This is a genomic window from Marinimicrobium sp. UBA4509, assembly GCF_002388575.1.
In the GTDB taxonomy this organism is placed as follows: domain Bacteria; phylum Pseudomonadota; class Gammaproteobacteria; order Pseudomonadales; family Cellvibrionaceae; genus Marinimicrobium; species Marinimicrobium koreense.
In genome coordinates this window covers 1-10791 of the sequence record NZ_DGMV01000041.1, presented here as the reverse complement: position 1 = coordinate 10791, position 10791 = coordinate 1, and the positions used below count along the sequence as shown (strand labels likewise).

The following is a 10791-nucleotide window of genomic DNA, read 5'->3' as shown; positions in this document are numbered from 1 at the left end:
CGACACCAACGGCGACCGGGGCCGCGTCCACTTCAGAGCGTACTACCGAGCAGGTGGCCAGTGGCGCTTCCTGGAAGAACACTCCGAATTCGTGCGTGAGTCAGGGCGCTGGTTCTATGTCAGCGGAGAGACCCGTGATGAAAGTTTCAAACCGGGGCGTAATGATGCTTGCCTGTGTGGTAGTGGGCGGAAATTCAAGCGGTGTTGTGGTTGAGGGGGAGCCTGCGGAGTTTGGGTGGCTGCGGGACTCGGGCGAGTCTCCCATTGCAGAAGATGCAGCCAAAGTCCTTTCTTCAAGGTTCGAGGAATACGGTATAAATCAACTAACACATTGATAAATATAACTTTTTTAGGTTTGATTGTTGCCTGAAAATGTCGTATATTTGTGGGCGATGATATCGTTTATAGTCAGGATGCAGGCTGTGCCACTTAAGTCACTGAAAAGCAAGGTGAAATACAGAATCAGTAGAAGCTCCGGGACTGTGTTTACCCCCGGGGATTTCTTTGATCTGTCTGGTCGTGACCAGGTCGGTCGCGCCCTACGGCAACTGGTTGCTGAACAAGAGTTGATCAGGTTCGGGCAGGGGCTCTATGCCAAGGCAAAGCGTTCGTCATTAACCGGGAAGTTAATACCCGAAAAACCGCTGCCCGAATTGGCCAGAGAAGCGCTGAGCAACAAGCTTAAGGTACAAGTGCTATCCGCCCGCGACCTGGAGCGTTACAACAACGGCGAGTCCACCCAGGTGCCGACGGGTCGGGTCATTGCAGTGAAAGGACGAGTGTCAAGAAAAATGGCCTACGATGGAAAGTCCATTAAGTATCAGTATGTCTCTTGATCAGGCTATCGTTGGAGAGATAGCCGCAGAGCTCGGTATAAATCCTGCCTTTGTCGAAAAGGACTGGTATTCCGTCCAGGCGCTGAAGCTCATTAGTCAGCACCATAGCGAAGATATTACAACCATTTTTTCTGGTGGCACCAGCCTCTCCAAGGGGCATAGGTTGATTCAGCGCTTTTCAGAAGACTTGGATTTTCGATGTCGTTACAATGCGGCCAACTCCGGCAATAAAAGCAAACTCATTCGAAGGACTTACCGAGAGAGCATTATTGATCAGCTTTCCAATGCCAGTTCGCTCGCTTTGTCAGAGGATGCGGTAACCCGTGCCGGAAACTACTTCAAGTTTCCCCTGACATACCCTCAAGCCTATGAGGAACACTCAGCATTGCGTCCAAACCTGGAAGTCGAATTCAGTTTCACTCAACCACAGCTTGAGCCGCAAACAAAGCCCATCCAGTCGTTAATGGCGCAATTTACCGGAGGAGAGCCAGAAGCATATATCTTATGTCTGTCACCTATAGAGATTGCTGCCGATAAGCTCAGCGCGCTGACGTGGCGTGTTCTCAAGAGAGATCGAATGAGCAGTAAAGATGACCCTACCATTATTCGCCATCTGCACGATTTGTGTGCGCTAATTCCAGCAATCAATGCAAATTTTTCTGTATTCGAAGAGGCTGCGCGCGCTTCATTCGAAGTTGATCAGAAATCGACATCCCGGCAGACAAACGAGGGATTTCATGGGTCAGCAGCCAGAGCACTTGACACGCTCATGAGAGATGGCACCTATAAAGCGGAGTACAGACAATTCGTTGATGCAATGTCTTACGCGAATGACGACGACAATATTGACTTTGAGAGGGCATTGAAAGGCTTTAAAAATTTAACCGAGCAGCTACGATAAAGCGCACTACCAGGGAAAGCGGTAATGGCAAGTTCGAGGCTCGTAAAAAGGCGAGTGACTACGTTTTATCCAATACAAAAAGCTGCAAACAAATGTCTGAAGATCCCCTGAAAGCACTGTCCGATATGGCCAGCGATGCCCACGCACGCATCCAGGCCACCCATGAGCACATGAATCCGGTGGTGGGAGTGCGCCGCAAAATGCGGGACGCCGGCATTCCGGCCGACGTGATGACGATTGACTGCCTGCGGACGCGTCGGCGTATTAACTTGATCCTGCACGACGAGCAGCCGGGCGTCTTACTGTACCAGTTCATCACGATTGAAGACGAAGTGAAGGACGACTTTCAGAGTATGGCGTTTTCGCAGGTCAATACACAGACGCTCTATGGATGGAGACGTATTTTGCGTGAGAGCCAGCTCACCGACTAAGTCGCCGGCCCCCTCGCGCTTCTCAGAGCGGGCATCGGAAACCTCAATGGTGGTGGGACCCAAAGTCACTTTTCCAGGTGTTTCTTAAAGAAGTCGATGGTGCGCGACCAGGCCAACTCCGCCGCCTCTTTGTCATAGCGGGGCGTGGAGTCATTGTGAAACCCATGGTTGGCGCCCTCATAGGTGAAAATCTCGTAGTTGACTCCGTGTTCTTCCAGCGCTTTTTCATACTCCGAATACTGACTGTTAATACGTTGATCCAGCTCTCCCAGATGGATTTGCAGAGGGGCCTGAATGTTTTTCACGGTGTCCAGATCGGCGGGCGATCCGTAGTAAGGGACCGCCGCCTGAATCAGGTTGAAATGCTCGGCGGCCAGACGGTTGGCGACGCTACCACCAAAACAGAAGCCCACTACACCCAGCTTGCCATTGCTGTTTTCCACCGCTCGGGCGTGCTCCGCCGCGGCCACCAGGTCGGCAAACACCTTCTCACCATCCAGCCCCGCCTGTAGCGCACGTCCCTCGTCATCGTTGCCCGGGTACCCACCCACCGGATGAAGCGCATCCGGAGCAAAGGCGATAAACCCTGCCTTGGCCAGTCGTCGTGCCACATCTTTGATGTAGGGATTGAGTCCCCGATTCTCGTGCACCACCAGGACCACAGGAGCGGGCCCTGTGAGCTCACTGGGATACACCAGATACCCTCGGCCCTCACCGTGCCCCTTGGGCGAATTGAAAGTTTGATAGCTCGGCCGGATATCCGGATCATTGAACGAAACCTGCTCCGCCAGCGCATAGTTGGGCAGTAGGGCGCTCATCAGGGTAGTGGCGGTATAGCCGCCCACGGCCACTCCGGTCAGACCGCGCAGAAACTGGCGTCGGTTGATCGCGCCGTGAGCGTACTGATCGTAAAGCTCGAACGCCTGGGGAGGGATATCGGTTGTGCGGTTGCGCTGACTCATCGGGACTGCCTTATGAATGGTATGGTTCATTACAAGCCAACTAAGGCCTGCCAATGGTTGTGAGTGGGGACCTGCATACTCTCTGTTCGATATCGCTGCCAGACATGAAGGCTTTATGAACTTTAGCGTAGGGGATAGAAACGGCCATCGGCGTGGGTTCGTTCAACTTTCTTGCTGCAAGGTCGACCAGACAGCCACAGCGACTGGGCAACTCCATAATATCGTACTCCCAGCAAACCTCGCTGTGATGCCGGTATTCACCCGGCCCTTGAGGGGTATCGCTCACCCAGGCCGCTCCTGAAATCTCCGCTGAATATGCCTCTGAGGGCAGTGAGGCATCGTTTGCTACCAGAAAAATGCCCTGGCTCATTTGCCGAGCGGTGGGGCTATCACAACCGACCAATTGGAAGAACCGGTCAAAATCGTCAAGAGCATGGATGTAGGGTTCCACAAATGCGACGGCTACTCCTGAAGCCTGAGCGCCGTTTTTCGCTACGTCCATAAACATTCCCCATAAGTTACCCTGAATCTGTCTTTGAAATCTTGATCGCATGGCGTCTTGAGATGCTGCATACGGCGCCATAAGCCCTGACTGAAAACGCATAACATCTGTACCCGTCAATCGGGTCATGCGTCGAAAATAAGGCCCACTGGTTTCAAAGTATTCAGTCCTCAACGTATCGGAATTATCGGGTAAAAGTTCACCGCAATGAGCTTCGTAGGTGCGCACCCAGGCAGTCAGGACGGCCGCCTGGTCACCTCGGCCACGCTCTAGGGGATAGCCAAAATAAAAATAGATTGATCCTTCAAATCCCGGCTCGGGAACGCGATTGCCATTGAATATAGTCCTCATAACACGAGGCTCCCGAAACTGACTCCAGAACCACAAAGCCCGGTAAACCCGGCTTTCACGCTCTGCTTTGGCAGCAAGATCCGCTTCGATTTCGGCAATTTTCCTGTCACGATTAACTTCTCTCTCGGATGTTCTTTCAGCCTTTCTCATAATGGCCGGCATTGTCGCATCACGCAATATTGATCGATCGTTACGATCCACCTCTACCTGTGATCGGGTAATTTCAGAAAACTGCGGAAACTGAGCTTCAAAGCGTTCGTTTTCACGATCAGTATTCGCCTTCTGAACAGCATTATAATTCGGTAGGGCGGCGGAATAGTACTTCTGTGCGACGGGCCTCAGCCAATCGGGAACCTCATCAGGGGGCAGCAAGCCATCCGGTGGTTTAACATTGCTAGAATCCCTGTCAAGGCGGCTTACGACCCATAGTTCAAACGGATCGGCTCTATTTTCACCGGTCATCGGATCGGTATCTCTCATGGCATTGGTGATTTGCAATCGGGTGGCCGAAACCAGTTCAGAGGCGTCTTTCTCATCAATAATCCTTTTGAGTTCTGACGAATCCTGCGCGCTGGTTTCCAGGATTACGACATCAGGCCGGTCTCTCAGGTTGCAGTCTGGATTTTCAGGAATTTCCCAATAGAACATTTTTTGTTGTGTCGCTTTACAGGTGTCCAGAAAGTTCTGGGTCGTGTAAAGGTGGGCGATGTCGCAAGAGTAAAGCTCGGTTTCAAAGACCGCTTTGTCGGCGCAATTGCTTCCGCTATCCGATGCCCTCTGCGCCAATGTAATGGAGGGAAGCACTAAGAGACCCCACAAGAGTAAAGCCGCTGGCGTTCTCATTATGCTGTTCATAGCTTTTCCTATCGAATGAGGTTCGTCCCACTCGCCACGTCCCTAACTCTCCCTTTCTGAGCAGTTCCGAAGCACCGACTGGCTTGGCTAACCTAAAGACGTCAGAATGACTTGTACGGTTTCCCTGATTATTATCCATTTTTCCGGATGCAAATTAGAAGCCAAGATAAATTTTCCGATTGAATACAATACTGTTCCAGAATAAATGTTCTTTCATAGCGCACACATGTAAACAATATCGACATTAAAAATTTCCTTAACTCAGGTTCTGCTGTCTGCTGTGCTATGAGAACATTGCGTATTCGTCCCTCGACTCAACTAGAAAGACGGTAAGCGTTTAATACGAGGCAGACTGCCCTTGACGTTTATTCAGACGAGCCGGGCACACCCGGCCCATCATCAATGTATTACCGGTCTGTCAAGAGCGTGTAAGCTCCCAGCTTTGGATGGCTCCCCTCATTGTTGCTTTGCATGCAATTTCTCGTTTTCACGGATAGAGTGAGAGGTTAAGATCATGATTTTAAAAACAAATCCCTTATTTCGTGTGCTGCTCTATGTGGTTGCGTTCGTGGTCACGATCGGTATCAATCAGGCTTGGGCGCAACCAGCTGCGTCAGATTTTTGTGTGGTAGGCACCAAGCCAAAGCAACTATATGAGCCCGCCGTACGGTCCTATTACCTGCACAACGAATTCGTCATGGCCGAGTACGGAGAAGTGTTCAACTCCTTCAAGATAGCCGAGATGAGAGGCGCACCAAACGCGGATACGATGGTCCGCTGGCTAACAGAGGCGAAGGCAGCCTCCCCCCAGATCGACCGGAAGAAGTGGGGTGTGGTCATAGAACCACCCACATTTGTCGACTTCAACCGAAGCTGTGAGCGCTTGAGCAAGACCAGTACTCCGTTTGTAGACGGGGAATTTCCGATCGTCTTCAACACCCATACGCCTCGGGTAATCGGCGATATGTGCGCTGAAGAGCCGGAAATACGGTTTGACGTCAGTCGGTACTCTCTGATGGGTGTCAATATCGAGCTGGGGGACTTCTACAAACCGGAGTATTCATCGGACCGCCCGTTTCCCTACGTCGAACTGGAGAGTGAGGCGGACCGAAACCGGAAACTTCCCGCCTTCATCCGTGCCTTGATGGGGGTCAGGATGGCGCAATGCGATGACCTCCCCGCGTCGATGACGTTTGTGGCGGAATCGGAGGACACATCTGTCATGACGGCCTCACTATTGTTTCTCGATCATGGGATACAGATACTGACCCGAGACGACGCGACAGCTGAGCGCATTGTGGCGGCACGGACGCGGGCGAAAGAACAGCTCGCCGCCCGGCTCGATCGAAGTTCGAACTGGGAGGAGCGCGCAGCCATCGGAGCGGCCATCGTCATTACCGGGGTTGCGGTGATGACCATGAATCGATGCAACGACCGGGGTAATTTCGGCAACACGACGCTGCCGGATTGCGAGTAAGCTTCAGCAGAGCCGGGCCGAAAACTTCAAGCCGGGGCGCAACGACAGCTGCCCGCGCGGCAGCGGCCGCAATTTGAAGAGGTGCTGTGGCTGACAGAGGCCACGGGGTAGGGAGGCCGTTAATCAAAGATGTGGCTTATGACATCCATCTGCTGGCGCAGGATTCTAAGGATAAAAATATCGCGCTCACGGCGACGATAGATTACCGGGTGTCGCTGGTAGTCCTGACGGCGAACGCCTTCTGCGATTTCCGGGCATTCGTAGCCCATTGATGGCGAGCTTGAGAGCAGAGCGAAAAAACCTTCCAGACCCTCCCTATAGGCATCTGCCTGGTGAGCGCCGAAATTGAGCAACGTATATTCGTAAATGGCTGCAAAATCCTGAACCGCACGATTGGAATGCTTATACGCCATGCTTACGCTTCACCTCGGCGGCGACATCACGCAACGTCAGGTCACTTTCGCCACTCTGCTCGCCAGCTTCGATAGCCTGCCTGAGTGCCTGAGCTTGGCTCTCCTGACGCTCCAGCAACCGCAGCGCCGACCGGACGACCTCGCTGGTAGAGCCGTAACGACCGGATTTGATGAGGTTCCCCACAAACTCTTCCAACTGCGGGCCAATGGTAACGTGGGTAATACGAGCCATAGGAGCACCCCATTTTTATTAGATTACACAGCTATACTACATCGGCATTGGCCGGCAGGCGGGGCACGATTGCCCCAAGTGGAAAACAGAGTCGTTGTCAAACTCCGCTATGGTCGTCCATTTTTCTTGAAGCAGCTGCTGCGGTCAAGGTGGCGCGCTGAACGCGAAGCCCTACAGTAAATCCACAGGCTTTATTTTACTTTCAAAGCGACGGGCCAGCTCCTCTCGCTTTTGAGTGATTTGCTCTGCTGGCTTAACGGCCAGCTGGTACAGGGCTCGCTTTCGTAACTGTTCGATCTCTCCTAATAGAGCTTGTTCATAGTCCTCTCTCTCAAAATACTCCTCTGTCTTTATCAATGCTATTTCTGTGCCGACAGTAACAGTGGCAAAAACAGCCCCTCCACAAGCGGCAACGAATGGTCCGGATGCAACGCATGGCGTCGCAGCTCCGACCCCTGCGGCTCTGCTGGCAGCTCTACTTGCGGCGCGACGAATCATGGCTTGCCTTGCAAGCGCCGCGCCGCGGGTGGCTATAGTTCCTGCGATTGCGGAGCGCCCAAAATTAACAGCCGCTGACTCAACCTGTAAAGTATCGGGTGTGAACACTAAAGTGTTGTCAGCATCCACTTGGCGCTCTGCACCGCTATCCTGATACGATAGGTCCGTCTTGTTGCTTTTTAACTGTTGTGCAAGCCAGCGAGTCGTTTCGTTAACGTAAGTTGATAAAGTCTCGTTATGCGTTTGCAGTGCGAAGGTGGACGGCGTTATGCTGCTGACCCTGCTCGCCATTGGTGCCGGAACCTATGTCTATATCAACCGCAAAAAGGTGTTGAAAAAGATCAACCCGGCCAGCGATCAGAATTTTATTTACCAGTCCGATCTGGTGCAGGGCGGATTGAACACACCGGACGATCGGGGGTACACCCGAGGCGACAAAGTGTTTGCATTCATCGATAAGCTGGTGCCGTTCTGGGGCGATGACGACTACGCCGATAAGGTGCTGGGCACTGAGCAGAAATCGCTGGAAGACTTGAAGCGCGATAAACAGGCCGGGATCGATCCGGGTCTTTACTGGTGGGGGTAACATGAGCGGAAACAAGGTAATTATCACGGTAGGCTCAATGGTGGTTGCATCGCTGATCACCGAATACATCAAGCGCCGGGTGTTCGCGTGAGCGTCCTCGGCTTTCTGCGCGAACTGGTGCAGCCGGTGACCGAACTGGTGGACAACCTGCACACCAGTGACGCGGAGCGCTACGAGCTGAAAAACCGGCTCGTGGATCTGCAAAACGAAATGGCCGGGAGGTTGCTCGACTATGAAAGCAAAGTCCTTGACGCGCAGACCAAAACCATCACCGCCGAAGCGAACGGCCAAAGCTGGCTGCAACGCAGTTGGCGACCGATTACCATGCTGACGTTTCTGGTGCTGGTGGTGCTCGATACCCTCGGGCTGACCGCGTTCCGGTTATCCGGCGAGGCCTGGACGCTGCTGCAGATCGGTTTGGGTGGCTACGTGGTAGGGCGCTCAGCCGAGAAAATCGCCCCGCAACTGAAACAGGCAATGACGAAGCAATGAACGAGATAGCGGAGAAGCTGAAAAAGGTGGACGGTGGAAAACTGAACGCGGCGGCGGTGGCGCTGCTGACGCTGGTGCTGTTTGTGTTCGGTAATCAGATGCGGGCGCTGCCGGAAACGGTCGCCGATATGGCCCGCACCCAGGCATTGCTCGTGTACCGCATTGAGCAATTGGAGCGGGCCGTGGCCGATGATCAGGCCAGTAGGTCAACCGGTCCGATTGGTAACCAGTTCGACCGCTTCGGCCACCGACACGCGCCTCCGTCGCTCAATCTCTCTGAGTCGATCCCGGTGCGCTTCCAGCTCGATCACCTCGGCTCGGGGGAGTTTGTCCGACAGATAGTCAATGCTCGCCTGAGCCAGTCGGATAGCCTCTAGGGCGTCATACCAGCAACTGACGATGTACTGCAGCCAGGTCAGTTGCTGCCAAGTGAAAGCGGGCTGGTGGCTGCCACTCTCGAAAAAGTCCCGGTGATTGAATCGGAAATACTCCGGCCAGCTCTCGGGCATGATCCGCCCCCGTTCCTCCAATTCCAGCAACCGCACCGCGTAGGGCGGCGCCCCGTATTTCAGCCAGCGGCGGGCCGTGCGCTCGGATACGCCGCACACTTTCACGATCTGACGCCACGATGGGCGGAAATTCTCGTCAAACTTCATCCTGAATGCTCCTTGTGTTGTTACAGGAGCGGGGAGAATGGAGAAAAACGCGCCATATTTTTAGAACATTTTGGCATACCCTCAGCGCGGGTGCGGGCGTAGGGGGTTGATTCGCATAGTGTTTTCTGTGTCAGACCACAGATGGTATTTAACATAATATACATTATACGAAGTATGGTATTATCGATGGACGTAGAAACAATCAACAAATCCGATGCTTTACTTCTCTGAGGGATCACTCTATGCCTTCATCTCAAGCATTTACATCCAGCTCAGCGCTAGCCATCTGCGGAATGATTGGCGCCATTCAGTCACAAAACGTTCCAGAGACCGTTGCTTCATTGTTCGTCATGACAACGGGCCTCTCGAGTCACATTATTCTTATCTACCGAGATCGCTAATGAGAAGCCTCATCTATAGCCATCCGCGCCGCCTGAAGAACTATATCAGCCCTGTGGTGATTGCAATCATAATACCCCACACCATCGGGTAGCCGAAGTACCAACGCAACCACACCAGCAGCGTGCCTCGACGTATCCAGTCCAGATTGGTACCGGATGGGCTATTTCAGCTTCATGTCGTTCTCAACCGATGTCACCCCTTTCACTTCACGTGCAATACTGACGGCCCGGTTAATATCAGCCCGGGAGTTTACGAAGCCAGACAACTGCACCACGCCTTCGCTTCCGCATTTTATTTGCAAGCCCGGATTGACTTTACCTCCGGCCGCCCCCAATCTATCGATTAAACACACTTGGCGCATCCCCATGTACCGACCCAACCCATCAAGACATCGCCGCAAGTCCGGAGCCTTCAACGCTTTGTGGCTCACTTTGCTGGTGCTGTCAGTGGGATTGTTGGGCGCCGGGGCTGGTGGCGTTCAAACCTCGGACCACTCGCTGGGGGTCGGCTTATCCGGCGCCTTTGATCCGGTGGTAGGCGCACCGTCGTCCACGGTGCTCAATGCCCTTCCCAATGGAGAGCGCCAGTCGTCAGAAGGAACCGACGAAGGCGATCATGCATTCGCCGCCAATAACGCATTTAATGGCACAGTCGCCGAGCTGTCGGCGCCCTCCTCTGACTATCAGTCACCGACGCCTCCCAGGCTGAAGCACCCGTTAAACCAGGCTCCACGAGCACCGCCACTCCTCTAATCCGTCCCAGTTTTCACTTCTTTTACGGATTAATCGAGGAAACCCCATGAAATCCCTGCAAACGCGGGCCATCGTGTATGGCCTGGTGATTCTGTTGGGCGTGCTGAGCGCCCTACCCAACCTGCTTCCCAAATCCATCAGTGAGGCCTTGCCTTCCTGGTACACCACCAATCAACTCGCCTTGGGCCTGGACCTGCGCGGTGGTTCTCACTTGTTGTTGAACGTTGATGCGGCAGATCTCGGCTTTGAGGCGCTGTCCAGTGCCGAGCGTGCGGCGGCTCTGGACGATGTTATTGAACGCAGCCTGGAGATGGTCCGGCGTCGCCTGGACGAGACCGGGCTGACTGATCCCACAGTCACCCGCCAGGGTGAAGACGGCATTCTGGTCCAGCTACCCGGTGTGGATGACCCGAGCCGAATTCGAGGGTCGGACGGGATTCTGGAA

At 53.7% G+C, this 10791-nt stretch carries 14 protein-coding genes and 1 pseudogene; 9 read left to right on the top strand and 6 right to left on the bottom strand.

Going from position 1 to position 10791, the window contains the following annotated elements:
* The 4 genes from B3520_RS06110 to B3520_RS06095 all read left to right on the top strand — a co-directional run.
* Window positions 1–214, top strand: a 214-nt coding sequence (locus B3520_RS06110) for a YchJ family metal-binding protein (RefSeq protein ID WP_286875650.1), incomplete at its 5' end; no start/stop codon positions are given.
* A gap of 208 nt (window positions 215–422) precedes the next feature.
* Window positions 423–836: a DUF6088 family protein gene (locus B3520_RS06105; protein WP_170162844.1), complete on the top strand. Its 414-nt coding sequence runs from the start codon at window positions 423–425 to the stop codon at window positions 834–836.
* The gene (locus B3520_RS06100) at window positions 826–1737 is read left to right on the top strand and encodes a nucleotidyl transferase AbiEii/AbiGii toxin family protein (RefSeq protein WP_286804517.1); all 912 of its coding nucleotides are present in this window, start codon (window positions 826–828) and stop codon (window positions 1735–1737) included. Before B3520_RS06105 ends, B3520_RS06100 begins: the two co-directional genes overlap by 11 nt.
* 92 nt (window positions 1738–1829) lie before the next feature.
* Window positions 1830–2168, top strand: coding sequence for a hypothetical protein (locus B3520_RS06095; RefSeq protein WP_286804518.1), 339 nt, complete (start codon window positions 1830–1832; stop codon window positions 2166–2168).
* Between the two features lie 65 nt (window positions 2169–2233).
* Here the strand turns inward: B3520_RS06095 and B3520_RS06090 are convergent, their stop codons facing one another.
* Together B3520_RS06090 and B3520_RS06085 are read right to left on the bottom strand one after the other, a co-directional pair.
* The gene (locus B3520_RS06090; RefSeq protein WP_286804519.1) at window positions 2234–3130 is read right to left on the bottom strand and encodes a dienelactone hydrolase family protein; all 897 of its coding nucleotides are present in this window, start codon (window positions 3128–3130) and stop codon (window positions 2234–2236) included.
* A gap of 40 nt (window positions 3131–3170) precedes the next feature.
* On the bottom strand, window positions 3171–4838 hold the full coding sequence (locus B3520_RS06085; protein ID WP_286804520.1) for a hypothetical protein: 1668 nt from the start codon (window positions 4836–4838) through the stop codon (window positions 3171–3173).
* 514 nt (window positions 4839–5352) lie between these two features.
* Between B3520_RS06085 and B3520_RS06080 the strand changes: the two genes are divergently transcribed.
* Window positions 5353–6315 carry a hypothetical protein gene (locus B3520_RS06080; protein WP_286804521.1) on the top strand — a complete coding sequence of 321 codons (963 nt, stop codon included), beginning with the start codon at window positions 5353–5355 and terminating at the stop codon, window positions 6313–6315.
* A 119-nt stretch (window positions 6316–6434) separates the two neighbouring features.
* On the opposite strand, the gene B3520_RS06075 is transcribed toward B3520_RS06080, so the two are convergent.
* The 3 genes from B3520_RS06075 to B3520_RS06065 all read right to left on the bottom strand — a co-directional run bounded on the left by B3520_RS06075 (window position 6435) and on the right by B3520_RS06065 (window position 7749).
* Window positions 6435–6728 (bottom strand): type II toxin-antitoxin system RelE/ParE family toxin, encoded by a 294-nt coding sequence (locus tag B3520_RS06075; RefSeq protein WP_286804522.1) that lies wholly within the window; start codon window positions 6726–6728, stop codon window positions 6435–6437.
* On the bottom strand, window positions 6718–6960 hold the full coding sequence (locus B3520_RS06070; RefSeq protein ID WP_286804523.1) for a type II toxin-antitoxin system ParD family antitoxin: 243 nt from the start codon (window positions 6958–6960) through the stop codon (window positions 6718–6720). The genes B3520_RS06075 and B3520_RS06070 overlap by 11 nt, the downstream gene beginning before the upstream one ends.
* 171 nt (window positions 6961–7131) lie before the next feature.
* Window positions 7132–7749 (bottom strand): hypothetical protein, encoded by a 618-nt coding sequence (locus B3520_RS06065; RefSeq protein WP_286804524.1) that lies wholly within the window; start codon window positions 7747–7749, stop codon window positions 7132–7134.
* On the opposite strand from B3520_RS06065, the gene B3520_RS06060 reads away from it, so the two are divergent.
* The 3 genes from B3520_RS06060 (at window position 7727) to B3520_RS06050 (ending at window position 8913) form a co-directional block, all read left to right on the top strand.
* Window positions 7727–8044, top strand: a complete 318-nt coding sequence (locus B3520_RS06060; RefSeq protein WP_286804525.1) for a hypothetical protein — start codon at window positions 7727–7729, stop codon at window positions 8042–8044. The genes B3520_RS06065 and B3520_RS06060 overlap by 23 nt on opposite strands.
* A gap of 87 nt (window positions 8045–8131) precedes the next feature.
* Window positions 8132–8536: a 3TM-type holin gene (locus B3520_RS06055; RefSeq protein WP_286804526.1), complete on the top strand. Its 405-nt coding sequence runs from the start codon at window positions 8132–8134 to the stop codon at window positions 8534–8536.
* A complete protein-coding gene (locus B3520_RS06050) occupies window positions 8533–8913 on the top strand; it encodes a hypothetical protein (RefSeq protein ID WP_286804527.1) in 381 nt (126 codons plus the stop codon). The genes B3520_RS06055 and B3520_RS06050 overlap by 4 nt, the downstream gene beginning before the upstream one ends.
* A gap of 841 nt (window positions 8914–9754) precedes the next feature.
* On the opposite strand, the gene B3520_RS06045 is transcribed toward B3520_RS06050, so the two are convergent.
* Window positions 9755–9955: a BON domain-containing protein gene (locus tag B3520_RS06045; RefSeq protein WP_286804532.1), complete on the bottom strand. Its 201-nt coding sequence runs from the start codon at window positions 9953–9955 to the stop codon at window positions 9755–9757.
* Between the two features lie 437 nt (window positions 9956–10392).
* Between B3520_RS06045 and B3520_RS06040 the strand changes: the two are divergent.
* Window positions 10393–10791 (top strand): annotated as a pseudogene (locus B3520_RS06040) (protein translocase subunit SecDF); the annotation flags it as partial.